Annotated in this window: 22 protein-coding genes and 1 pseudogene; 12 read left to right on the top strand and 11 right to left on the bottom strand. The window is 37.1% G+C overall.

The features are described from left to right. Nucleotides 1–25 precede the first annotated feature (25 nt). Nucleotides 26–1,138, bottom strand: a complete 1,113-nt coding sequence (gene prfB, locus U9K52_RS02495; protein ID WP_322925093.1) for a peptide chain release factor 2 — start codon at nucleotides 1,136–1,138, stop codon at nucleotides 26–28. Between the two features lie 119 nt (nucleotides 1,139–1,257). Continuing rightward, entirely contained in the window at nucleotides 1,258–2,628 is a 1,371-nt protein-coding gene (locus U9K52_RS02490; protein WP_248392077.1) for an AAA family ATPase, read from the bottom strand. Between the two features lie 297 nt (nucleotides 2,629–2,925). On the opposite strand from U9K52_RS02490, the pseudogene U9K52_RS02480 reads away from it, so the two are divergent. The 4 genes and pseudogenes from U9K52_RS02480 to U9K52_RS02465 all read left to right on the top strand — a co-directional run bounded on the left by U9K52_RS02480 (nucleotide 2,926) and on the right by U9K52_RS02465 (nucleotide 6,085). Next, nucleotides 2,926–3,827 (top strand): annotated as a pseudogene (locus U9K52_RS02480) (ABC transporter ATP-binding protein). Between the two features lie 2 nt (nucleotides 3,828–3,829). Then, the gene (locus U9K52_RS02475) at nucleotides 3,830–4,675 is read left to right on the top strand and encodes an ABC transporter permease (protein ID WP_263603707.1); all 846 of its coding nucleotides are present in this window, start codon (nucleotides 3,830–3,832) and stop codon (nucleotides 4,673–4,675) included. A gap of 127 nt (nucleotides 4,676–4,802) precedes the next feature. Next, the gene (locus tag U9K52_RS02470) at nucleotides 4,803–5,441 is read left to right on the top strand and encodes a hypothetical protein (protein WP_322925085.1); all 639 of its coding nucleotides are present in this window, start codon (nucleotides 4,803–4,805) and stop codon (nucleotides 5,439–5,441) included. Continuing rightward, entirely contained in the window at nucleotides 5,438–6,085 is a 648-nt protein-coding gene (locus U9K52_RS02465; protein WP_322925083.1) for a hypothetical protein, read from the top strand. Before U9K52_RS02470 ends, U9K52_RS02465 begins: the two co-directional genes overlap by 4 nt. Before the next feature lie 86 nt (nucleotides 6,086–6,171). Here U9K52_RS02465 and msrB read toward each other — a convergent pair whose 3' ends face one another. From msrB to U9K52_RS02445, 4 genes are all read right to left on the bottom strand, one after another. After that, complete coding sequence (msrB, locus tag U9K52_RS02460; protein WP_416232849.1) at nucleotides 6,172–7,269, bottom strand: peptide-methionine (R)-S-oxide reductase MsrB; 1,098 nt, start codon at nucleotides 7,267–7,269, stop codon at nucleotides 6,172–6,174. A gap of 14 nt (nucleotides 7,270–7,283) precedes the next feature. Continuing rightward, nucleotides 7,284–7,733 carry a DUF417 family protein gene (locus U9K52_RS02455; protein ID WP_322925079.1) on the bottom strand — a complete coding sequence of 150 codons (450 nt, stop codon included), beginning with the start codon at nucleotides 7,731–7,733 and terminating at the stop codon, nucleotides 7,284–7,286. Between the two features lie 75 nt (nucleotides 7,734–7,808). Next, nucleotides 7,809–8,084 carry a hypothetical protein gene (locus U9K52_RS02450; RefSeq protein ID WP_322925077.1) on the bottom strand — a complete coding sequence of 92 codons (276 nt, stop codon included), beginning with the start codon at nucleotides 8,082–8,084 and terminating at the stop codon, nucleotides 7,809–7,811. Between the two features lie 7 nt (nucleotides 8,085–8,091). Further along, a complete protein-coding gene (locus U9K52_RS02445; protein WP_263603713.1) occupies nucleotides 8,092–8,649 on the bottom strand; it encodes a sigma-70 family RNA polymerase sigma factor in 558 nt (185 codons plus the stop codon). Nucleotides 8,650–9,169: 520 nt separating this feature from the next. Between U9K52_RS02445 and alaS the strand changes: the two genes are divergently transcribed. After that, on the top strand, nucleotides 9,170–11,773 hold the full coding sequence (gene alaS, locus U9K52_RS02440) for an alanine--tRNA ligase (RefSeq protein ID WP_322925075.1): 2,604 nt from the start codon (nucleotides 9,170–9,172) through the stop codon (nucleotides 11,771–11,773). 490 nt (nucleotides 11,774–12,263) lie between these two features. On the opposite strand, the gene U9K52_RS02435 is transcribed toward alaS, so the two are convergent. Next, on the bottom strand, nucleotides 12,264–12,560 hold the full coding sequence (locus U9K52_RS02435; protein WP_263603715.1) for a GIY-YIG nuclease family protein: 297 nt from the start codon (nucleotides 12,558–12,560) through the stop codon (nucleotides 12,264–12,266). Between the two features lie 462 nt (nucleotides 12,561–13,022). After that, nucleotides 13,023–13,715, bottom strand: coding sequence for a hypothetical protein (locus tag U9K52_RS02430; RefSeq protein ID WP_322925071.1), 693 nt, complete (start codon nucleotides 13,713–13,715; stop codon nucleotides 13,023–13,025). 714 nt (nucleotides 13,716–14,429) lie between these two features. On the opposite strand from U9K52_RS02430, the gene U9K52_RS02425 reads away from it, so the two are divergent. The 3 genes from U9K52_RS02425 to U9K52_RS02415 all read left to right on the top strand — a co-directional run bounded on the left by U9K52_RS02425 (nucleotide 14,430) and on the right by U9K52_RS02415 (nucleotide 19,610). Then, on the top strand, nucleotides 14,430–16,886 hold the full coding sequence (locus U9K52_RS02425) for a DUF5686 family protein (protein ID WP_322925069.1): 2,457 nt from the start codon (nucleotides 14,430–14,432) through the stop codon (nucleotides 16,884–16,886). A 250-nt stretch (nucleotides 16,887–17,136) separates the two neighbouring features. Beyond that, nucleotides 17,137–19,344: a DUF5686 family protein gene (locus tag U9K52_RS02420; protein ID WP_322925067.1), complete on the top strand. Its 2,208-nt coding sequence runs from the start codon at nucleotides 17,137–17,139 to the stop codon at nucleotides 19,342–19,344. A 29-nt stretch (nucleotides 19,345–19,373) separates the two neighbouring features. Beyond that, nucleotides 19,374–19,610: a hypothetical protein gene (locus U9K52_RS02415; RefSeq protein ID WP_248392050.1), complete on the top strand. Its 237-nt coding sequence runs from the start codon at nucleotides 19,374–19,376 to the stop codon at nucleotides 19,608–19,610. Nucleotides 19,611–19,754: 144 nt separating this feature from the next. Here U9K52_RS02415 and folP read toward each other — a convergent pair whose 3' ends face one another. Continuing rightward, entirely contained in the window at nucleotides 19,755–20,573 is an 819-nt protein-coding gene (gene folP, locus U9K52_RS02410) for a dihydropteroate synthase (RefSeq protein WP_322925064.1), read from the bottom strand. Between the two features lie 253 nt (nucleotides 20,574–20,826). Here folP and U9K52_RS02405 point away from each other — a divergent pair, with 253 nt between their 5' ends. The 4 genes from U9K52_RS02405 (at nucleotide 20,827) to tpiA (ending at nucleotide 23,721) form a co-directional block, all read left to right on the top strand. After that, nucleotides 20,827–21,390: a DUF1599 domain-containing protein gene (locus U9K52_RS02405; protein WP_248392046.1), complete on the top strand. Its 564-nt coding sequence runs from the start codon at nucleotides 20,827–20,829 to the stop codon at nucleotides 21,388–21,390. 5 nt (nucleotides 21,391–21,395) lie between these two features. Next, nucleotides 21,396–22,505 (top strand): BT_3928 family protein, encoded by a 1,110-nt coding sequence (locus U9K52_RS02400; RefSeq protein ID WP_322925062.1) that lies wholly within the window; start codon nucleotides 21,396–21,398, stop codon nucleotides 22,503–22,505. A gap of 41 nt (nucleotides 22,506–22,546) precedes the next feature. Continuing rightward, nucleotides 22,547–22,897 (top strand): hypothetical protein, encoded by a 351-nt coding sequence (locus U9K52_RS02395; RefSeq protein ID WP_322925061.1) that lies wholly within the window; start codon nucleotides 22,547–22,549, stop codon nucleotides 22,895–22,897. Between the two features lie 65 nt (nucleotides 22,898–22,962). Further along, nucleotides 22,963–23,721, top strand: a complete 759-nt coding sequence (gene tpiA, locus U9K52_RS02390; RefSeq protein WP_322925059.1) for a triose-phosphate isomerase — start codon at nucleotides 22,963–22,965, stop codon at nucleotides 23,719–23,721. Nucleotides 23,722–23,799: 78 nt separating this feature from the next. On the opposite strand, the gene U9K52_RS02385 is transcribed toward tpiA, so the two are convergent. Both U9K52_RS02385 and clpP read right to left on the bottom strand, forming a co-directional pair. Beyond that, nucleotides 23,800–24,348 carry a type 1 glutamine amidotransferase domain-containing protein gene (locus U9K52_RS02385; RefSeq protein ID WP_312175178.1) on the bottom strand — a complete coding sequence of 183 codons (549 nt, stop codon included), beginning with the start codon at nucleotides 24,346–24,348 and terminating at the stop codon, nucleotides 23,800–23,802. Between the two features lie 308 nt (nucleotides 24,349–24,656). After that, on the bottom strand, nucleotides 24,657–25,343 hold the full coding sequence (gene clpP, locus U9K52_RS02380; RefSeq protein WP_089999356.1) for an ATP-dependent Clp endopeptidase proteolytic subunit ClpP: 687 nt from the start codon (nucleotides 25,341–25,343) through the stop codon (nucleotides 24,657–24,659). Nucleotides 25,344–25,380 lie beyond the last annotated feature (37 nt).

The following is a 25,380-nucleotide window of genomic DNA, read 5'->3' as shown; positions in this document are numbered from 1 at the left end:
TTTTAACGAAATTTAAACATGACTTTTACAAGTCCATATCATCATCAGAAACTGCGGTTCCATCGGCCATGAGAAATGCTTTCAGGAATGGCGTAAGATTTCCGTTCATTACAGAATCCACATCCGAAGTTTCATATCCGGAACGCACATCTTTTACCAGTTTATAAGGATGCATCACATAATTCCGGATCTGGCTTCCCCACTCAATTTTCATTTTATTGGCTTCAATCTCATTTCTGGCTTTCATTCTTTCTTCAAGCTCCATTTCATATAATCTGGAACGAAGCAACTGCATCGCCTTCTCTTTGTTCTGAAGCTGAGAACGGGATTCGGAGTTTTCAATGATAATTCCTGTTGGTGCGTGACGGAGACGAACGGCTGTTTCCACCTTGTTTACGTTCTGTCCACCTGCTCCGGAAGACCTCATCGTTTCAAAGGAAATATCTGCAGGATTGATGTTGATTTCTATCGTATCATCTACCAAAGGATAAACATACACCGAAACGAAACTGGTATGTCTTTTAGCATTGGAATCGAAAGGTGAAATCCTTACCAGACGATGAACACCGTTTTCTCCTCGCAAATACCCGAAGGCAAATTCGCCGTCAATTTCAAGCGTTACCGTTTTTACACCTGCAACATCGCCCTCCTGAAAGTTCAGTTCACGGATTTTATAGCCCTGTTTTTCCGCCCACATGGTGTACATTCTCATCAGCATGGAAGCCCAGTCGCAGCTTTCGGTTCCTCCGGCTCCGGCTGTAATCTGTAGTACTGCAGAAAGCTCGTCGCCTTCATTAGAAAGCATATTTTTGAATTCAAGATCTTCGATTTTCTCCACTAATTGAGGAAAAGTTTCATCAAGCTCTTTTTCAGAATCGGGATCTTCTCTGGCAAAATCCATCAACACCTGCAGGTCTTCAAACTGAGTATTAATTTCTTCATAAGCCTCTACCCATTTTTTCTTGGAGCGGAGTTGCTTCAGGAATGCTTCGGCTTCTTTCGGGTTGTTCCAGAATTCAGGAGCTGCGGTTTTTTCGTCATCATTCGCAATTTCAATCTTCTTTTTATCGATCTGAAGATATTTATGGAGGTCGTCAATTCTTGACTGAATTTCTTTTATCTGGTCGTTGTTTATCACGATTTTTTTTTTTGCAAAAATAGGAAATTTTTATTCCTTGTTTATGAATTCATAAAATCGGAAATTTATTTTCAATTAATTCTAATCTTATTTTTTTAATAAAGATGAATTAAGAATTCCTAAATCTTTTTTGGGCCCGCATCTTTATCTTCCTCTTCATTATGAGCAAACCCGATGACTCTTCTAGGTTCTTCCACCACTCTGTATGCATCGAGCTCAGATTTAAGATCTTTAACTCTGTTCTGGAACTGGTCAAAATTATTAACAATAACATCTGTTAAAAATCTGGCGATCTGGTCCAGGTATTCTTCCGTCAGCTTTCCTGCTGAATCCCGGAGAGCAGCTTTCAGAAGATTCTGATCGATCTTAAGATTTTCATTTCTGGTTTTCTGGTAGAGATTTTTAATTCTTTTTTTAAGACTTTGTGTAAAATCGATCAGCATGGTATTGCTGAACACCTTCATTTGAGAGGAGATGGTATGCCAGAAAGGAATTTTATCGGCTTTGTTGTTTTTCAGGATTTTAAATAAAAGAGAATCTTTCTCGAGGTTTCTGGTCATCGCATACAGTATAATTTCTGACCTTTCCGCAAGATTTGGAGGAAAAACAGGAATCATCACATCAAATCTTCCGGGAGCCAGAATTTCTTCATCGATTTCGGAAACAGAATTGGCAGAACCTACCATCAGCAGTTCTTCCTGTTCAAATTTTGAAATATAATGCAGAATAATCTCCTGAGTTTCAAGATTACAGGAAGCAACGTTGTTTTCAGCTTTTCTGGCCATCATAATATTATCAAAATCTTCCATGAACAGGAGAACTTTTTCTTCCTTCATCATTGCTATGAGAAAGTCATTAAAATTGGTTTGATTTCCGTTCACAAAAGAAGTTCCGAGATAATGTTTTTTTACTTCCTTAAATTGATACCCGATAATTTCTGCAATTTTGTTGGCCCAGAAAATTTTTCCGCTTCCGGGAGGACCGTATAAAATAATCCCTGCGGGCTTATTGATTCCCCAGTCTTTGATCTGCTGCGGATTAAGGAAAGGTTCCAGAACAGTGGAAATATGGAAGAACAAATCCCTGTACCCGATAAAATCTCTTTTCTGCAGACTTGTTTTGTGCCCGAAATAATCATACACAAATTTGTAATTACCTCCCAATCTGTTATCAATGCCGTAGCTGGACACCGAAGATTTAAAAAAACCGTTATCAAAAATATTAGGATCTGCTTCTTTGATTACTTTCTCCACCTCTTCTTTAGGCTGATTGATCTTTTCAGCAATCTGCTCCAGGGTTTTGGTTTTGTCAAGGTCTTTTTCGTAAAGCCTTAGAAACTCGATGTTTTCACGGACAAACTTTTCAAAGTCTTTTTTTATTTCAAAATTGATACTGATACAATCTATGAGGTCAAGATCGAAATCCTGAATAAACTGTTTTATTGCTTCCGCGGAAACATTCAGTTCTTTTGCCAAATCAACTAATTTCATAAAGATTCAATTATTACTAAACTTTTTTAAACATTTATTTTTAACAACAAGAAATAAAGATTTGATGAAATACTAACGTCTGCACCAATGATAAAAAACTCATAAATCCGGATAACAGATTTTTAAACAGCTTTTGAATTTTAGTATAGCAGATTTCCATTTTGTTGTTAATTTTAAATTAATTTAAACAGATTTAATACCAAAAATAGCGTATTTGAAATTAAATTTAAATTGATTTAGGATAAAACTGTAACAAATGATTTTTTAAACAGACTACTACTATGTAAAACAAATTACATGGAAAAAATTCTGTCAGTAAAGAATCTTACTAAGAAATTCAAGAGAGTTGTGGTGAACAATATTTCTTTTGATGTAGAAAAGGGGAATGTGTACGGTTTACTCGGCCCCAACGGAAGCGGAAAGTCTACCACCTTCGGAATGCTTCTCTCCACTATTAACCCTACAAGCGGTGACTGGTATTGGTTTGCAAAAAAGGAACCGATCCGGACACGCTCAAAAAAATAGGTGCCATCATCGAACAGCCTAATTTTTATCCTTACCTGAGCGCGGAAACCAATCTGAAAATAGTGGCTGAAATTAAAGGCACTCCTTACAACAGAGTTGATGAGGTTCTTCAGACGGTAGGCCTTTTGGAGAGGAAAAAAGATACTTTCAAAACTTTTTCACTGGGAATGAAACAGCGTTTGGCTATTGCTTCTGCAATGCTGAATAATCCGGAAGTGATGATTCTGGACGAGCCTACGAATGGTCTCGATCCGGAAGGAATTATCCAGATCCGTGAGATCATCAGCAATATTGCAAAACAGGGAATTACCATTATTATTGCAAGTCATTTACTTGATGAAATTGAAAAAATCTGCAGCCACGTGATTGTACTGAAGGAAGGAAATTCCATCTACTGCGGAAGAGTGGATGAAATGACGGCCAACAATGGCTATTTTGAACTGAAAGCAGACAACAATACATTGCTTTTGAATGCATTGAATTCTTTAGGTTGGTTCACTTCTGTTAATCTGGATGGTGATATCCTGAAAGCCCAGATCCGCGATGATGCATCTATTTCAGCGTCCGCATTAAACCAGAAGCTGGCCGAACAGGGGATATTTCTTTCTCATTTAACGAAGAAAAAGCTTTCTCTTGAATCTCAATTCCTTGAACTTGTAAAAAACACCAAATAATCATGATAAAATTATTTAAACTAGAATATTATAAAAATCTGAACTACAGACCATTCAAGATTTTTACAATCCTGTATTTTGCGATCCTTATTGCTTTGCTTTTCATCGGACTGATCGATTTTGATCTTTTCGGAGGAACGATCAATCTGAAAGAACAGGGCATTTATAATTTCCCGGAAATCTGGAATTTCACAACATGGATTGTGGCTTTGCTGAAAATTTTCCTGGGATTGATCATTGTTTTTTCGATTTCGCAGGAGTTCAGCAACAGGATGTTTAAACAGAATACAATTGATGGATTGAGCAGGAAAGAATTTATCTCTTCAAAATTGCTGACCATCAGTATTTTCACTATAGTTTCTACGGTAGTTGTTTTTGCGATCACAATGTTTCTGGGATACAAATACTCCAATACGACGGAATCTGCGAAGGTTTTTGAAGAAATCTTCTTTATCGGAAATTATTTTGTGAAGCTGTTTACGTTCTTCTGTTTCCTTATGTTTCTTTCAATTTTGTTGAGGAAATCGGTTTTTGTTTTTCTTGCTCTTTTTGTCTTCTGGATCGGCGAAGGTATTTTATCCGGTGTGGAAGTATATATGAAAGTGCGCGGAATGCAGGGGCCTCAGAGAAATGAAGTGCTTCAGAATGATTTCTTTATTACGCATCTTTTACCATTGGAAAGTATGTCCAGCCTGATTCCTAATCCTATGATAAGGCTCAATATGGCAAAGATGATGGGCCTTAAATATGAATTCCACTACCCTACGGAAAGCATGATCGCATGTCTGGTCTGGTGTGCCATCTTCATTGTCGGATCGTACTGGATTTTAAGAAAAAGAGACTGGTAAATCCTGATTTAAAGTTCAAAAATTCAAAGTTTAGAATTTTATTCATTAAATAGTAAAGTGGTTCGTTTTTCGGATCACTTTTTTATTTTTATTGAAGTTTTATTTATATTTAATAAAAATTAATGGCATGAAGAGAATGTATTACGTTCCCGGGCTCATCAGCGCTTTACTTATTCCTATTTTATTTTGGTTTTACGGGAGCCAAAGAACCCATGAACCATACACCGTCATGGATTTGGGACTGCCTGCAAAAGTAAAGAAAGGGATGGAAAATTCACTGAATACTTTTGAACCCTACCGAAAATGGAATTATAAGAAAATCGTTGTACAGCCCAATACGGCCCTGCAAAATCAGCAATACTATGTTTCGGAATTAAAAAAGCTTCAGGCAAGAAATGAAAAGGAAACTGGAATTGAATTTGTGATCGGAGATAAAAATAATTATCAGGATTTTATTGCCTTAATTGATGCCATGAAGCTGGCAAAGCAGGAAACCTACGGAGTAGACGTGGAGAAAACCAATCATTTCTTTGCGGTCCATATGTACAAAGATCCGAACGCTGTAGAGAGAGAATATATTTGTGGAGGCGTTGTAGGGGGCGAGAATTATGAAGAGAAAATTGCATTGAATTTTCTTAAACCTGAGACCTTCATCAATCATGTTCCCAACCAAACTTATTACATCATCTTTGGGTTTTTGCTATTCTTAAATATTTCAATGTTTAGCATTAAAGAAAATCTTCAACTCAAAAAAAAATTTGCATGAAAAAGATATATTATTTCCCCGGGCTTATCAGCGCTTTGATTGTACCTGTTTTATTTTGGTACTATATTAATCCCTACATTGATAAAACTAAATATAATGTAGTTGATATTTGGCTTCCCCCAAAATTAACAGTAGATAAAATCAATAGTACTCTTAGTTTTGAATCCGTACGAAACTGGGATTATAAAAAAATAAAAGTTGATCCTTCAAAAGCTAAAGAAAATTCGAAATTTTATGTTTCGGAAATTAAGTCACTTCAAAAACGCAATGAAAAAGATACCGGAATAGAATTTATTTTAGATAAAAATAATACATACGGTGACTTTGTTTCTTTATTAAATGATATGGCCATTGCAAAACATGAAACGTATGCATTGGATCTGCAAAAAACAGGAAGTGTATTTGCCACTGTGAATTATAAAAGTCCAAAAACTGAAGAAGAAGAAATAGACTGCCTTTTATGCCATGACACGATTTATACTTTTGTTGAGGTAAAGCCCGATTTTAAACAATATTATCTTAGTATTTTTCAAAATCTCTCAAAACTTCCAAACGGAGCTTATTATATCTTTTTCGGATTTCTTTTATTTTTAAATATTTCCATGTTCAGTATTAAAGAAAGGTTGCAAATACATCCAAGGTAGATTCTTCACCATAAGCTCGCGGAAATAAAAAAGAAAGGACTGCCTTTCGGCAGCCCCCTCAATCACTTCACTTAAAACACTAGTTTTTATTTTTTGTCAAGGAGTGCGATATATTCGCCGTATCCTTTTTCTTTCATTTCCGCTTTCGGGATAAATTTCAAAGAAGCACTGTTGATACAGTAACGCAGTCCGCCTTTATCTTCAGGACCATCATTGAAAACGTGTCCCAAATGAGCATCTCCTGTTTTACTCCTTACCTCTACCCTTGTCATTCCGTGGGAACGGTCCAGCTTTTCTTCAACTAATTTTTTGGTAATCGGTTTTGAAAAACTTGGCCATCCACATCCGGATTCAAATTTATCAGTAGAGATAAACAAAGGCTCTCCGGTAGTGATATCCACATAAATTCCTTCACGCGTTTCATCCCAGTATTCATTCTGGAAAGCTCTTTCCGTACCGTTTTCCTGGGTTACATTATATTGTTCGGCAGTCAGTTTTTCTTTTAAAACTTTTTTATCCTGTTTCTGATATTTCACTTCTTTTTTCTTTGGAGGATTCGCATTTCTCGCCATTTCAAATAATCCCGGTTCAATGTGACAGTAACCGCCCGGATTTTTGTCCAGGTAATCCTGGTGGTAATCTTCGGCTTTATAGAAATTTTTAAGCGGAATAGTCTCTACAAGAACCGGTTTGCTATAATTTTTAGCCAATTTTGCCACTTCGGCTTTTACAATGGCTTCCGTTTCTTTATCAGTCGAATAAATTCCGGTTCTGTACTGGTCTCCCCTGTCGTTTCCCTGTTTGTTTAAACTCGTAGGATCAATGGTTTTGAAATAAAGGTCTATTAAAAGCGTAAGATCAACCTCTTCAGGATCATATTTCACTTTTACGGTTTCTGCAAAACCTGTAGTATGGCTTACAACTTCTTCATAAGTAGGATTTTCTTTATTTCCATTCGCGTATCCCACTTCAGTTCCAACGACACCTCTAATCTGTTGAAAAAAATGTTCAGTTCCCCAAAAGCATCCTCCTGCAAAATACACTTCTTTTAAATTTCTATTGTCCATAATGGTCCCATTTTCTTTTTTTGTTTCAGCAGACTTCATTTTTTTTGAATCTCCGCAGCTTGTTGCAAATACTGCTATTCCCAGCACAACGCCGAGTAAAATCAATATGTTCTTCATTTTTATATTTTTTTTCATTTTTTCAGATTTAAAATCATTAATCCAAATCCTAAAAGCATGATATCTTTTACGATAAAGAAGTCAGTTATCAAAATTCCGTCGACTGTTTTCCAGATTCCCGGAGTCGTAAACAGATAGCTCAGCGTTATCAGGAAGGTAATAATCATTCCGGTGGCGGCGTACTTTCTGAGTGATGCAAATTTCACACTAAACAGTAACAACAATGCAATGATAATTTCTATAACTCCGATAGTATCAGACACTGCCTGAATGCTTACAATATCATATACGAAAAAAGTAAGAAAATGGTTTTCCACCAAAGGTTTTATGGCATTTGCTTCCGTTGGCGTGAATTTGAAAATTCCGATCCACAGCAGAATAATGACGGTTCCGAAAAGGAAGAGATAGTACCCCGTTTTTCCGATAAGGTTTTCATTATCAATTTTTAGTACAGTTCCATTCATTTTTTAAGATTTTGATTGAATACTTTATTATTTTCAAAAGTATAGTCGGAACCATTTCAAAATCCTGACAAATTATTATGAAATATCTAAATTTTTCAGAGCTCTTTCTTTAACCTTATGAATATCAGAATCATTAATTTCAACATTACTTTCATCCGAAAGCTTTCTTTTCAACATTTTATCCAATATTTCCAGCTTTTCTTTGTAGGCTCTGCACCATTTACAAATGGCAAGATGCAGGGAAAGCTTACGGTTTTCTTTTGGGGAAATATTTTCCGCATTCTGTTTTTCCATGAGCATCGTCGCTTCGCTGCACGGTAAAAAAATAATATGAATCAGTTTTTTAAGCATTTTTAGATCAGTTTTGATTGGCAAACCAGTTCATTTCCAGGCATTCTCTCAATTGCATCCTGCCTCTTTGCAGAATCTTCCATAAATTAGTCGTGGAAATATCAAGTTCCTGACTCACTTCCGGCGCTTTTTTTTCTTCAAGGTAATACAATTTCATGGAAATTTTCCATCGGGAAGGCAGATCTTCCAGGCATTCCTCCAGGATTTTATTGAATTCTGCATTGTCTAACAATTGTGTTTCCTGATTGCCTGCATTCCAGTCATTCAAAATATCATTGTTTTTCCAGGCTCCGTCTTCATCAAAAAAATGATCCAGTTTAATATTGGGTTCAGATTTATATTTCTTACGGTAAAAATCAGCAACTTTTCTGTTTAAAATAGTCATCAGCCAGGTAAGCGGCCGGCTTTTCCCTTCAAAAGATTCATAGGACGAAAAAGCGGAAATAAAAACTTCCTGAACAATGTCTTCCGCCTCAACTTTATCGGACAACAGATACACTGCCCTTCTCATCAACGCTGCAGAATACTGTTCTATCCAGTCTTTGAACGTTTCGTTTTTTGTCATACTAACTTTTTGTTTTGAAGATTTAAAATCCCTGAGATATTTTAACAATAAACGAATATATAAAGTTAAGACGATACACTGCAACGTTTTTTATGGATTCATTTTAGCTTTTGTGATTGTCATCCTGTCAAGCATCTAAACAATTAAACCAACTATGCTGAGATGCTTCCAGCATGACAAGCTTTGTGGAAATTATTGAAAACAAGAATACATGATCTTAACATTTATGATTTAATTATCAACAGCTTACACACTCCAATTAATAGAATGACTACAGCCTAGCCCTGATTGCAGTGAAAATCCCGCAATGGAGCGGCGGAGCCTTGCCAGGCTTAAGACAGGCCAAGTCGGAGCCGCGCAATGAGGAATTGTAGCGGAAAGCGGGAAAAAGCTCCTGAAACGTTTCCTGCTCATTAAAAACAAATCTTCGCAAAAGTGTCAAATATTTCAACCTAAATCCCCTAAAAACCTTAAATTTGCATCTTATCAAAAAACTGTAAAAAGCAAAGCAATATAAATTATGACATCACAAGAGATTCGTCAAAAATTTTTAGATTATTTTAAAAGCAAAGGCCACCTCATTGTTCCTTCAGCACCCATTGTCCTGAAAGATGACCCTACACTTATGTTTTCCAATTCCGGGATGACGCAGTTCAAGGATTTTTTCCTGGGCTACAAGACTCCTACCGCACCGAGAATTGCCGATACCCAGAAGTGTCTGCGGGTTTCCGGGAAACATAATGACCTGGATGATGTGGGCCGTGATACGTACCACCACACCATGTTTGAAATGTTGGGAAACTGGTCTTTCGGAGATTATTTTAAAAAAGATGCTATTGCTTTTGCCTGGGAATTACTTACGGAAGTCTATGGAATTCCTAAAGAAAACCTATATGTAACCATTTTTGAAGGAGATGCTTCCGAAAACCTTGAAAGAGATCAGGATGCTTATGATTTCTGGAAATCCCACATTTCCGAAGACAGAATTATCAATGGAAATAAAAAAGACAATTTCTGGGAAATGGGAGAAAGCGGACCGTGCGGACCGTGCTCAGAAATCCATGTTGATTTGAGAAGTACTGAAGAAAAAGCGAAAGTTTCCGGATTAGAACTGGTGAACAACGACCATCCGCAGGTGGTGGAAGTATGGAATCTCGTTTTCATGGAATTCAACAGGAAAGCAGACAAAACCCTTGAAAAGCTTCCTGCACAACATGTGGATACGGGAATGGGCTTTGAACGTCTGTGTATGGCGCTTCAGGAAAAATCCTCCAATTACGATACTGATGTTTTCACTCCTTTAATTGCTAAAGTTGAAGAACTTTCAGGAAAAAAATACACCGGGATTTTAGAAGACGAAAAAGATATTGCGATCCGCGTGGTGGTAGACCATATCAGAGCGGTTTCGTTTGCGATTGCTGACGGACAGCTGCCTTCCAACGGAGGAGCAGGTTATGTGATCAGAAGAATCTTAAGAAGAGGAATTTCTTATTCTTACCGTTTCTTAGGAATGAAAGAACCTTTCCTTTATCAATTGGTTGCTGTTTTACAGGAGCAAATGGGAACTTTCTTTCCTGAACTTGAAAAACAGGGAAAACTGGTTTCTGAAGTTATCAAAAGTGAAGAAGAATCATTCTTAAGAACCATAGAAAACGGATTGATAAGAGTTGAAAAATTGATTCAGCAGACGATTGCTAATAATCAGAAGGTATTGCCAACTGAAGAAGTTTTTGAATTATATGATACTTATGGTTTCCCTGATGATTTAACGAGAATTATTGCGGAAGAAAAAGGTTTAACCATCGATGAGGAAGGCTTTAAACAAGCTTTAAATGAGCAAAAGAAACGTTCAAAAGCAGATTCTGCCCAAAAAGTATATGATTGGGTTACGTTGGAAGAAAAACCTGAAAATTTTGTAGGTTATGATCAATTTGAATCTGAAACCTATATTACAAGATACCGAAAAGTAGAAAATAAGGACGGAGAATTTTACCAGGTAGTTTTAAGCGAATCTCCTTTTTATCCTGAAGGCGGAGGCCAGGTAGGCGACAAAGGCGTTCTTGAAAATGCGACCGAAAGCTTTGAAGTTTTGGAAACCAAAAAGGAAAACGGATTGGTTATTTCTTTAATCAACGGTCTTCCGAAAGATGCAGGCGCTGTTTTCTATGCTAAAGTAAATGTTTCGGAAAGAAAAAATTCTCAGGCCAACCACTCGGTAACGCATTTACTGCATGAAGCATTAAGAGAAGTTCTGGGAACCCACGTAGAGCAGAAAGGCTCATTCGTTGGTCCTGATTATCTGCGTTTCGACTTTTCTCATTTTAATAAAATGACAGAGGAGGAATTAACCTTAGTAGAAGAAAAGGTTAATGCAAAGATTAAAGAAAATATTGCTTTACAGGAATTCAGAAACATTCCGATCCAGGAAGCTCTGGACAGAGGTGCCATGGCTTTGTTCGGGGAAAAGTATGGCGACAGTGTAAGAATGATTCAGTTTGGAACTTCTATGGAACTTTGCGGAGGAACCCATGTGAAAAGCACCAGCGAAATCGGACATTTTAAAATCATTTCCGAAAGTTCCGCAGCCGCAGGAATCAGAAGAATTGAAGCGATTTCCGGAGATAAAGCTGAAGAGTATTTCAAAAATATTGAAAAACAGATCGCCGAAATATCACAGTTGCTGAAATCAAAAGATGTTGTACGTTCTATTGAAAAATTAATTGAGGAAAATACCGTATTGAAGTCTGAAGTAGACTCAATGAAAAAGGAAAAAGCAAAAGGAGAAATCGGCGAATGGAAAGGAGCTTACGAGCAAAAAGGTGATAAATTACTTCTGGTAAAAAGAACTTCTTTGGACGCCGGTTCGGTAAAAGACATCGTCTTCCAGTTAAAGAAAGAAATCCCCACTTCCATTACGGTTATTCTGTCCGACGCAGACGGGAAACCAATGATTACCGTTGGCGTTTCTGATGATTTAGCAGGAATTTATCAGGCAGGAGCCTTGATTAAAGATTTGGCAAAAGAAATCCAGGGCGGCGGCGGCGGAAATCCGGGCTTTGCCACAGCAGGAGGAAAAAATCTTGACGGATTGGAAAATGCGTATCAGAAAGCGCTGAATCTTTAAGAAAATATTTTTAATAAAATTTAAATAATAATCATCCCTTTCAGTTTTGAAAGGGATGATTTTGTTATATGTCACTTCGAGGAGTTTTCGAAAAACATATCAAAAGTTTATGGCTAAAAGTCTTTTCAATCTGTGTTCTCGATACATTTTTCTTCGCCCTGCTGTGAAACACTCGAACTGACGAAGTACTCATTATTATTAAAATTATGCTCAGCGTCACTTCGAGTAGCTTTTGAAAAAAGCGTATCGAGAAGTTACTCGTAAATGTCTCGTGTTCAACGGTTCTCGATACATTTTTCTTCGCTTCGCTCTGAAAAACACTCGAACTGACGAAGTATTCATTATTATTAAAATTATGCTCAACGTCACTTCGAGTAGCTTTGAAAAAGCGTATCGAGAAGTGATTACCACAAGGCTACTACCTTCACCGGTTCGAGATACATTTTTCTCCGCTGCGCTGCGAAAAACACTCGAACTGACGAAAGAATCATTATTTCTTAGTGAATTTCTTTTTTGCAAGGTTAGGTAAGTCTTCATACCTTCCTTCAATCAGAGCTAATTTCTTAGCCTGTGACCATTTTTTTATCCTTTTCTCAAAAATAATAGCTTGTTGAATATCAGTAAATTGATTAAAATAAACCAATTGCAGCGGACGCCTTGAATAGGTATATGATCCGAAATACTTACCATCCTGATGTTCATCGAAACGTTTATAAACATTCTCTGTAACTCCCGTGTAATAGGTATTGTCTGAACAATGTAGAATGTAGACGAAAGATGTTTGCATGTTTAATAATAAATTTAAAGTTTTTTGATGCTTCGTCACTTCGAGTAGATTTTTGAAAAAAAATCGTATCGAGAAGTGATTGCTATAAGACCATTACATTCAACGGGTTCTCGATACATTTTTCTACGCTGCGCTGCGAAAAACACTCGAACTGACGAAGTACTCATTATGATTAAAATTCTGCTCAACGTCACTTCGAGTAGCTTTGAAAAAGCGTATCGAGAAGTTACTCTTAAGTGTCTCGTGTTCAACGGTTCTCGATACATTTTTCTACGCTGCGCTGCGAAAAACACTCGAACTGACGAAGTACTCATTATGATTAAAATTCTGCTCAACGTCACTTCGAGTAGCTTTGAAAAAGCGTATCGAGAAGTGATTACCACAAGGCTACTACCTTCACCGGTTCTCGATACATTTTTCTCCGCTGCGCTGCGAAAAACACTCGAACTGACGAGTGGCTTTTCATATAGGATTCACAGGTGGAACCTCAGGCAATCCGCTTGGGGTGTCATAGATAATATAGTCGTTATATTTGGCCTCATTCGTTTCATAGAAGATGTCCTGGCCTGTTCCTGCATATTTGGTAAGCAGCTGGTACAGTTTATTGAGAGCTTCAATACGTCCTTCGGCAGCGACATCCCTGTCTGAAATACCCTGAACCTGTGCATCAATCGCGAGATCCAGTGCCTCTCGTTGGGCAATAAGGGTATTGATTTTGTCTGAAGTAAGTCCTTCATCCGAAAGTTCGGTAAGATATTTCTGAGCCGTTGCAGTCATTATTTTAGCGGTACGAACGATTTCCGCATCACTTTGCTGACTGATTGCTGCATTGCCAAACTCCTTATATTTGGCAGCATACAGTCCGAAAACGTTCTCAGCCCTATTGAAAATACTGCGCATTGTTTTTTCAAGGGCATTTCTGGCAATATCTTTTTGTTCGGTGAGATTCATTTTGATGGCTTCCAGCTGTTCATCGTTGGGAAAACTATCTACGGCATTGCGCGCTGCGATCAATTCATTTCTTTTTGCGGCATTATAGCCACGCTCTGTAAATTCGACAATATCTCTTTCGATTAAAGCAATCAGCTCATCTGCTTTTTGTTTCAGGACAGCATCTGCCAGATTAAAATCACGTTTTACCTGATCTTTTTTCATAATGGTATAAATTATTTGTGTTTAAAAATATAATTGAAGTCTAATGTATATGGATTGCTGAATAAATTTATCTTTTTAAAAAGGCTGTAAATCATTATAAAATAACAAATTGTACTTGATTGCCTCTTCGGAGTGGTTGATTGCCTCTTCGGAACGCTTGATTTTCTCTTCGGAGTGCTTGACGGGCTCAACGGAACGGTTGATTGCCGTTACTAAACACTTGAACGTCTTAACAAAGTGGTTGCTGATCTCTACTGAATGCCTGAATACCGTTTCTAAACGATTGAAGCTGTCTTCAAACTTCCTGAACGATCTAACGCAATACTCTAAGGGCTTTTAAGTCGAGTAAGATGCTTATTAAAGTTGAAATTTTTGTGGAAATCGTTAGTGCCGGATGCCTTCGAATGAACTGCGGGATTATTTTTATAGATCATCATTTTATTTTTTGTTGTTCGTACAGCAAATATAAAAATATTTTTGAACGGGATGGGATTTGGATTTTATTTTTTTTGAAATGAAAAAGCCTCGCGGAAGGGCGAGATTAACTCTCGGAAATTTTATTCGAGTAAAAATTATTCTTCAAAAAATTTTTACTCGAACTGACGGAGTTGTTAATTTGATACAAATGATTTAATTTTTAACAAAACATTATATTTTCTTCTGTGGTATTGTAACTTTCTTATCAATAGTTTTGTCTAACTATTAAAAAGACTAATGACAAAACTTTTATTCCCGCTGTTTTTATTTTTTACAGCACTGGTATTCGGACAAACTCAGTTGAAAGTTTTCAGTAAGGCAACCAAGCAACCTATCTACAATGCAGCAGTGTACTGCGATGATGAGCTTCTCGGGAAAACCGATACCAACGGAACTTTATCCTTTAAAACCAAATGTAAGAAAGTTGAAATTCTGGCCAGCAATTTTGAGGATGTTCTTGCAGAGGTAAGAAATACCATGGAAGTTGCAATGCAGCCGTTATCCGAAAAAAGAGGGAATATTGACCGTGTTATTATTAACGACAAAAGTGATCCGCGTGCGCTGAAGATTCTTGATGAACTTAATAAAAGGGCGAAGGAGAATTCACCCAAATCTTTAGAGTCGTACAATTTTAAGTCTTACACCAAATTTTCTCTTGATTTGGATAAAGATTCCATTGATATTTATAAGAATTTTTTAGCTGCCAGGAAAGATTCCATTTCAAAGGTTGATCAAAAAGGTTTTAAGCAAAAAGAAAAGGAAAAGAAAGATTCCCTTATCGCTGAAGATTTTATTGATGCCTCTGCGGAAGGCCAGATGTTCCTTTGGGAAAAAGCTACAGAATATAAATATTCCAAAAAATACGGTGAAAAAACAAATATTATCGACAACAGGATGTCCGGTTTTAAAAACCCGATTTATGAGGCGATGGCCCTCAACATTTCGAATCTTGACAGAACACCCAGACAGCTGAGACCTGAAAACAGGGATCTTTTTCATTATTATCTTTCAGACACCATTCAGCTGGATGGAAGGCAGACCTATGTGATCAAATTCAAAGAAATTACCGATAAAAAGAAACAGAACCCGAGAAAATTCAACGGGAAAATATATGTTGACGCCGAAAGTTTTGCCCTGAAAAAATTTGAAAGCATCAGCAAAAAAATAAACGAGGGAAATATTGTTTCTGTCTGGAAACCCATCAATAATAAATGGTTCCTGGATTATGAAGATATCAGGCTTAAAATGGGCAATACCAGCTTCGATGTTTCAAAGAAAGACAGCCTGAAAGCAGGTGACACCAAAAAATACAACCAGAAAAAATTCGGAAATTACCTGTATGTAAAAAACAGGTTCTTCGATTTTGATATTAATGAACCTCAAAAAGCGTCTGATTTTAAAGGCTATTCGCTCGAAATGAAGAATTCAGACGGCAGCCTTTTGCAGCAATACAGAACCGACAGCCTTACCACAAGGGAAAGTAATACTTATACCAAGATCGACAGCTTTGTACAAAAGCATGATTTTGAAAAGAAATTGAATACGTTAACCCAGCTTTTAAGGGGAAACCTTCGTTATAAAATGATCGATTTTGATCTAACCAAATTCTTCAGTTATGATAAATACCAGGGAATCCGTTTGGGTGCCGGTATTAAGCTTAATGAAAACTTCAGTAAAACATTTTCTCCGGACGGCTATTTCGGATATGGTTTTAAGGACCATCGCTGGAAATACGGATTGGGGCTGGATGTAAAACTTTCCGACAGAAGAACATCCGTTTTCAGAATTGAATATCTTGACGATGTTTTTGCAGCAGGAAGATTCAGCAATTATATGTGGGATAAAATGATGAAGCTCTCTGATATTAACCTGGATCTTCACAATGCCGTTTTCTATAAAAACCGGAAATGGAGCGCTTCTTACCTTTATGATATTTCCAATTCATTAAGCATGAAAATCGCAGTGAATAAAGAGAAACAGGAGGCTCTTTTTGATTATCAATATAAAAACATGGGCAATAACTTCGATAATACCAGCGCGGTTCTCTCATTAAAATTTTCCCCGAATGACAAAAATATCATGACGCCTACCGGAAAATACACCTATGAAAAAAATTACCCTCAAGTCTTCCTGAATTATGAAAAAGGATTTAATGCATTGGGAGGAGATCTTGATTACAACAGGCTTGATGCGCTGTTCATTCATCAGTTCAGAACAAAATTGGGATCTACCAACATTAAAATTTTCGGAGGAATCTCATCCGGAAGCGCACCAATCTGGAAAAATTTTGAAATAGCCGGTCAGAACGATGCCAATATTGATAAGTGGTATTCCAACATCAGTACCCCTTCAAACCTTGGATTTGCAACGATGCCTTCGGGAACTTTCTTCGCAGACAAATTTGCAGGGTTTAAAATTTCACAATACCTGCCTTTTAAATTTAAAACATTGGGTAAAAAATATTCGGATATCGAGCTTGAATACCAGTCGGCCATCGGCGGTTTTAAAAACAGGCAGGACCACCAGTTTGAATTCACCGCTCTGGATCATTATTACCAGGAAGCGGGACTAATCTGGAACCAGTTTCTGGGAACGAGCTTTGGCGTAGGATTTTCCTATAGATTAGGATATTACCAGACTTCGGAATTTAAAGATAATATCGGAATTAAAATAAAATTCAATCTTTTAAACTAATATTTTAGTATTAATAGTTAAACTCATTTAACCAGTTCGAAATCAAATTAGATGAGAATTAAAATATTTTACTGTTAAAAAAACGTGTTATTTGTTAAAAATTTAAGATAAATATAATAAGACCAGAAACTGTAATCCCGGAAATTCCGGGATTACGCTGTTTAGAAACATCGTCAATGAAATCAGCTGTTAATATCAATTAATAAACCTTTTACAGCATCATAAATATTATTAATTTTGTCAGGTCTTTATGAAAAGGATATTAGTGATTTTATGTTTCTGTATGTACATTTTTGGTTTCTCACAATCAAAAGTCACTTCTATTGAAGCTGTTGTCATCAAAGATCAGAGTGATCCCAGAGCTCTTGAAATTCTGAAAAAAGTCAATCAGCAGTTTACTGAAAACTCTCCAAAGACGCTCGATTCCTACTCCTACAAATCCTATGAGAAAATTTCTCTGGATATTGATGAAGACAGTATTACCCAATACAGACAGTTTTTCGAAAATGCTGAATTATTCAGAAGAAAAAGAGAAAAAGATTCCCTGAACAATGTAACTGCCAGAAAAATATTTTCCAAAAGTAAATTATTCCTCTGGGAAAGAGCTCAGGAATTTTTATATTCGAAAAAATACGGTGAAAAAATCAATATCCTTGATAACAGGATTTCCGGACTGAAGCAGCCGATCTACGAAATGATTGCCCTGCAGCAAAGCAACAGAGACCAGATTCCCACCCAGCTGAAGCAGGAAAACAGAGGCTTATACCGGTTCTTTTTAACCGACACTATTGAAATAGAAGGAAGAAAGAATTTTGTAATCCGTTTCAGGGAAGTCAATTATAAAAATCCGGACAAAAAAAGAAAGTACAATGGTGCCATCTATATTGATACCGATACTTATGGCATTAAAAAAATCGAAAATTTCAGCAAAAATAAAAACGACGGTATCATTACAAGTACCTGGATTTATTTCAACAACAAATGGTTCCTTTCTCATGAAACCGTAAAGCTGAAAATGAGCAATATGGTCATGCAGGAGGAAAACAAAGACTATCCTGAAGAAAAACATGAAAGGAATAAGAAGCAGAGTTTTGGGACGTATGCTTTTCTCACTTCCCAGTATTTTGATTACCAGTCACCTGCCCAAAATGATAAAAAAGACTTTAAAGGCTATACTTTTTCCGTAAAAAATATTGACGGAAAAACCCTTGACCAGTTCAGGACAGATCCTCTGACAGAACGAGAACGAAACACCTACAAAACCATCGACAGTCTTGGAAAAATATACAATATCGACCGGAAAGCAAGGGTTTTAAGCGGTTTGCTGCTAAATGGCCAGATAAAAGCAGGTATTGTAGATTTTGCGGTTGACGAGATCGTGAATTATAACCTGTATGAAGGCTTCAGAGTAGGTTTGAAAGCAAAGCTTAATGAAAATTTCAGTCCATACTTTTCTCCTGATTATACTTTTGCCTATGGATTCAAGGATGATAAATGGAAATACAGAATCGGACTTGATATTAAAACCACGCTGGAAAAAGATTCCTATTTCAGGATCGATTATTATGATGACGTGACCGCTTCCGGAGAGTTTTACCGGAGACTGTGGAATTTCAAAATGAGAACAGCTAACTATGGAAATAACCTTAATAATGACCGGTATTATCATTACAGAGGGGGCTCGGTTTCTTACCTTAATGATGTTACCAACGGCTTGACACTGGTTTTTGCAGCCCGTACCAATCTGGAAGAAGCCATGTTTGATTATTCCTTCCGCAACAGTGGTTCATCTTTTAATAATTTTAATACATTACTGACCTTAAAATATTCCCCGAACTCTACTAATATTATGACGCCTCAGGGAAAATCCCTCATCGATCAGAAATATCCGGAACTGTATTTCAATTATGAACAAAGCTACAAGGCGCTGAACGGTGATTTTAATTATACCCGGTTTGATGCCCTTTTTGTACACAATTTCAAATCTCTGCTGGGAACTACAGGATTCCGGCTCTACGGCGGAATGGTAATCGGAGAAGCTCCGATATGGAAAAACTTTACAATGAACGGACTGGCTTCGCCGAGGAGGGATTTTAATTTTAACTTAACTTCATTTCTAGGATTTGCAACTCTGGAAGGAGGTAAATACTATAATGACCGGTTCGTGGCGTATTATTTTACGCATAAACTTCCCTGGTATTTTAAAAGCTTAGGCCAGAATATTTCAAGTTTTGATTTTGTGTTAAGAGGAACCATAGGTAATATGAAGCATCCCGAATACCATCAGTTTAAATTTAAACCGCTCGACCATCTTTATCAGGAAGTCGGCCTGGAGTGGAATAATTTCCTCTCCACTTACTTCAATCTGGGGCTATTTTACAGAGTGGGCTACTACACTACACGGAATTTTAAGCAGAATTTTGCCGTTCAGTTTAAACTGAAACTTCTGGAATTTTAAAATAAAAATAAAAAATAGAAATTAAACAAATGCAGACCATCCAAATACAGGCAGAACAATTTTTTGAATTGTTAAAATTAAAAGATACTTCTATGTGGGAAATTTTTGCCCAAATGATTGACGGAAATGAAAAGGAGATTATTTTTACAGATGGGGAAAACAAAATATTGTTCAACTATATCCTGCCTTCCAATCAGGAAAAGCTGGAGGAAGACCGAAAGGAATTTTCGAAACAGTTTGCGGATAAACTGGCGAATCTTAATTGAGTTTTAGAGTTTAGAGTTTAGAGTTTAGAGTTTAGAGTTTAGAGTGAAAGTTAAATGGTGATTTTCAAAGGAAGTTAATTTTCATATTAATTCTAACAAAATTTATCCTTAATAAACGATCTCTAACCCTAAAACACCCCATTCTCAGACTCTCCCACTCTTAAACAAGTCAACCGTTTTTTGGGCTGCTGCAACATCATGAACCCTCAGTATTTTTGCGCCCTGCTGTAATACTTTCAGGTGAAGTTTTTGTGTTTCTTCGTTGATGTCCAAAGGAGACTTTCCCAAAGGTCTGTAGATAAAAGATTTCCTTGAAATGCCGATCAGTAAAGGAAATTTTCCAAAACCTAAATATTGTGTTTCATTGATCATTTTCATCTGGTCTTCTACCGTTTTACCGAAACCGAATCCCGGATCAAGGATAATATCTTTAACGCCTTTATTTAATAATTCTTCAGTCTTTTCAGAAAAATAGCGGTTGACGGAAAGTGTAATATCTGCAAATTTGATTTTATCGTGCATCGTTTCATAAGAAGGATTTACATGCATTAAAATATAGGGAAGTTTTGTTTCTGCAGCGGCATCAAACATCTTTTCATCGTAATGGCCTCCGGAAATATCGTTGATAATATCAATTCCCTCATTAAAGCCAAACTTTACCGTTTCAGCATAAAAAGTATCCAGAGAGATCAATGTTTCCGGAAATTCTTTTTTGATGAATGAAATCATGTTTCCCAACCTTCTGATTTCCTCTTCTGCAGTTAAAAATTCAGCGTGCGGTCTTGTGGATTGCGGACCGATATCAATGATTTCGGCGCCTTCTTTAAGCATTTTATAAGTCTGGTCCAATGCCGTTTTTTCCGTATTGAATTTCCCGCCATCTGAAAACGAATCCGGCGTGAGGTTTAGGATTCCCATAATTTTTGGAACCGATAGGTCTATCAATTTTCCGTTACAATTCATGAAGTTGGAGTGCGGAAGAGTTGAAGAGTTAGAGAGTGCAGGTACTTGCAAAGCTTATAATTATGATTAGACTTAAAAAATAAACTGAAATTATCTTACAAAAATAAAAAATAAAACCTTTATCACTCAAAAAACTCAAACTCAAAAACTCAAACGCTTATACGCTCCTACCCGAAAACGCTACATTCTAAACTCTTCCACCAAAACAGTGCAACACACAAAATTTCGTATATTTGGGAGATTAAGAAAATTTATGTCAGAAACATCAGTACAGTTTGAGAAAATTATCAGCCAGTGCCGTGAGCTGTTCAGCAAGAAATTACAGGATTACGGGCCGGCGTGGAGGGTTCTAAGACCAAGCTCTATTACAGATCAGATTTATATTAAAGTCAACAGAATCCGTACGCTGCAGATGACCGGAAAAAAAATGGTTGATGAAAGTGAAGAAGATGAATTTGTGGCGATTATCAATTATTCGATCATTGCGCTTATCCAGCTTGAGAAAGGATTTTCTAATGATTTTAATGAAAATAAACAAGAAATTCTGAATCTGTATGATCAATATGCAACTGAGGCCAGAAAACTGATGGAACGAAAAAATCATGATTACGGCGAGGCATGGAGAGACATGCGTATTTCATCGATTACGGACCTGATTTACCAGAAAGTTTTAAGAACCAAACAAATTGAAGATAACCAAGGAGTTACCGTTGTTTCCGAAGGGCTGGATGCCAATTATTTTGACATGCTGAATTATTCCGTTTTCTGTCTTATTAAATTTTCTGAGAAGAAAAACAGTATAGAATCTCAAAACTAATTTATATGATTAAAGGTTTATTACGTTTCGTTATTGCCGTTATTTTCATTCTTTCGGGGTTTGTAAAAGCGGTGGACCTGGTCGGTTTTTCCTTTAAAATGGAAGAATACTTCTCTCCTGCTGTCTTCAATATGCCGTTTTTTGAAAAGTTTGCGCTGTTGTTTTCGATAATTGTTGTCATTCTCGAACTTCTGTTAGGATTTATGCTGTTGCTTAAACTGAAGCTTAAATTTACCATTTCAGCATTGATTGCCCTGTGTGTATTCTTTGGTTTCCTAACATTTTATTCGGCATACTTTAATGTAGTAACAGATTGCGGATGCTTCGGAGACGCCATTAAATTTACACCATGGCAAAGTTTTATCAAAGATATTGTGCTCTTATTAGCTTTAATAATCTTATTTATACTTTACAGAAAAGAGTTCAGGAAAAAAGATGTGTACAGCTATGGTGAAAAGGAAGAATCCAATAAGGTGAGATATATCCTGTTAACGATATTTTGTTTGATAATGATCGGCATTGGAACATATGGAATAGTATATGAACCTGTGATTGATTTCCGTGACTATAAAATTGGTACCGACCTGAAGGCGGAGAAAGAAAAAATCAACAGAAATCCTTCGGAATACAAGACTTTTTATTCGCTTAAAAATGAGAAAACCGGAGAAACGCTGAAGGTAAACCAGGATGATTATATTAAAGAAACAAAATACTGGGCAGAAGGATCGCCTTGGAAAATCGAGGAAGGAAAAAATGAATCTGTCCTTATCAAAGAAGGCTATAAATCTGAAATTGTAAAGTTTAAGATTGAAGATCCTACAGGAATGGAGGTTACAGAAGAAATCATCAACGCCCCGAAAGCAATTCTTGTTTTCTCCTATCACCCGAAAGACGTTTCCCCTGAATTACTGCAACAGGTGGAAGCCAAAGTAAAAGCTCAAAAAGCCAATATTGTGTATGGCGTTTCTACAGAACCGAACACTTTCAAAACCATTAAAAATATGATGATGGACGGCACCGCCATTAAAACAATAGCGAGAAGCAATCCTTTTGTGCTTGTTTTAGAGAACGGAAAAATTATCGACAAACAGCCCGCAAAGGAATATATTAAATAGCCCTATCAAATTTTAATAAACACTAAACTTTATATTTACTCATGCAGAAATCTAATAAATCGATTGCAGGATACCATTTATTGATGATCTTATCTTCGGTAGACGGAGAATTTGCTCCGGAAGAAGGAATGTTGGTACAGCAATATCTGGCAGACGAATTTCCTTTCAAAATGGATCTTGATAATGAACTTGAAACCATTGCCCTTCTTAAGCCTGAAGAATGGAAAGGACATTTTGAGTTCCATGCCCGCTGCTTCTACGACGATGCTACTGAAGAGGAGCGTCAAAACTTTATCCAATTTGCCAAAACGCTTATAAAAGCCGATAATAAGGTAACCGATGAAGAGCATTCATATTACACTCTTTTGAAAAAAATCTGGAATATTAATTAACTGGAATTAGATTAGAAATTGGAATTCAATTTTGGTCTGATTTAACTTCAAAAATAAAAGAAACTATGAGAAGAAAAATAGTTGCAGGAAACTGGAAAATGAATAAAAACGTAATTGATGCACAACAGTTGATGGTTCAGTTACTAAGCTATAAAAACAATAATGCGACCAACTGTGAGGTATGGATCGCGCCGCCAGCTTTATATTTAATGATGGCAAAAGATATTTTCGAGAAAGATGAAATCGGCATTTTTGCGCAGGATATGAGCGAGTATGAAAGCGGTGCCTACACCGGAGAAATTTCTGCAGACATGCTTGAATCAATTGATGCGTCCGGTTCTCTGATCGGACATTCTGAAAGAAGACAATATCACGGTGAAACCGATTCCCACTGTAACAAAAAAGTGAAACTGGCTTTAGATAAAGGTTTAATTCCGGTATACTGTAATGGTGAAACCCTGGAACAGAGAAAAGCCGGACAACATTTTGAAGTGGTAAAAAACCAGACTGAAGTTGCTCTTTTCACTCTTTCTGCAGAGGAAATTAAAAAAGTAGTAATTGCTTACGAACCGGTTTGGGCCATCGGAACCGGAGAAACAGCAACTCCAGAACAGGCTCAGGAAATTCACGCACATATCAGAAGCATCATTGCCGAAAAATACGGACAGGAAGTAGCTGATGAGGTTTCTATTCTGTACGGAGGTTCCGTAAAACCGGACAATGCAAAAGAAATTTTCTCCCAGCCTGATATTGATGGCGGACTGATTGGCGGTGCTGCGCTAAAGCTGGAAGATTTTTCAAAAATCATTGAGGCTTTTAACTAAAAGAATCTCATTAATTAATAAAAAATTCGGCGGCATCTTCGATGCCGCCGAATTTTTTATTCTATGCTTTGCAATTAACTACAAAGTCTGCTCTTCATGTTTCCCTTCCTTGATCTCTTCCACCATTTTGGCGTTGAAAGCCGGAAGATCTTTAGGAGTACGACTGGTAACCAATCCGTTATCGACCACGACTTCACTGTCTTCCCACTGTGCTCCTGCATTTTTAAGGTCCTGGCTGATAGAATTCACGGAAGTCATATTTCTGCCTTCCACAACTTCAGCGTTGATAAGGATCTGCGGTCCGTGACAAATGGCGGCCACCGGCTTTTGCTGCTGGAAAAAATCTTTTACGAAAGATAGTGCACTTTCATTTGTTCTTAACTGATCAGGATTGATGACACCTCCCGGCAAAACCAATGCGTCATAATCGGAAGCGTTTGCTTCATCTAATGTCTTATCAACAGGATATTCCTGCCCCCAGTCTTTTTCAGCCCAGGCTTTGATTGATCCTGATTCCGGACTGATGATATGAGCAGTCCAACCCTGTTGTTCTAAATGTTCTTTTGGAGATTTTAATTCGCTTTCTTCAAAACCGTGTGTTGCTAAAATTGCAATTTTCTTTGACATAATTTTTATGATTTAAGTGTTATGCCATTTTAATTGGAAAAATAATGCCATTAGACAGTTTAATTTTATAAAATTTGTTAAAGTCTTGATTTCTGGTCCGAAATCGGCCTTTTGATTATAAACTTTAACAAGCCTGTCGTTTTAGCCCGGATTGAAGCAATTGTCTGAGCTCATTTTCAAGTTTGGGGCGGCGCGGCGAAGCCGCGCCGCCCCAAACTTGAAAATAGCGAGTGCGGAAAGCCGGAAAAAGCTCCTAATAAAAAAAACGCACCAAACAAATTGATGCGCCTTTTGTATTTTTACAAAAATTATTTTTTGTCTTTGGATCTTTGTAGTACTTCGTCTACCATTCCGAAACCTTTCGCTTCTTCGGAGGTCATCCAGTAATCACGGTCTGATGCTTTTTCAACCCATTCATATGTTTGTCCGGAGTGTTCGGAGATGATTTCGTATAATTCTTTTTTCAGTTTCAACATCTCTCTTAAGTTGATTTCCATGTCAGAAGCTACCCCTTGCGCACCTCCTGAAGGCTGGTGAATCATCACTCTTGAATGTTTTAATGCAGAACGTTTTCCTTTTTCTCCAGCAACCAGTAATACAGCTCCCATTGAAGCGGCAATTCCTGTGCAAATCGTAGCTACATCCGGCTTAATGATCTGCATGGTATCGTAAATCCCCAATCCGGCATACACACTTCCACCCGGCGAGTTGATATAAATCTGAATGTCTTTGGAAGGATCTGCACTCTCTAAGAAAAGGAGCTGAGCCGTAACGATATTCGCTACCTGATCGTCAATTCCTGTTCCCAGGAAAATGATTCTGTCCATCATGAGACGTGAAAATACATCCATCTGAGCAACGTTCAATCTTCTTTCTTCCATGATGTACGGTGTAAGATTGGTAGGACCATACATTCCCATATACTGATCGGTAGCCAGACCGCTGTTTCCTAAGTGCTTTACAGAGAAATCTCTGAATTCTTTTTTAATGTCCATATTTCTGTTATGTATTATTAAATTTTACGAAGTTTAA

It is taken from the genome of Chryseobacterium sp. MHB01, from assembly GCF_034651565.1.
Classification (GTDB): Bacteria; Bacteroidota; Bacteroidia; order Flavobacteriales; family Weeksellaceae; genus Chryseobacterium; species Chryseobacterium nepalense.
Note: the sequence above shows the minus strand (reverse complement) of the source record. Positions and strands in the feature narration are given on the sequence as shown.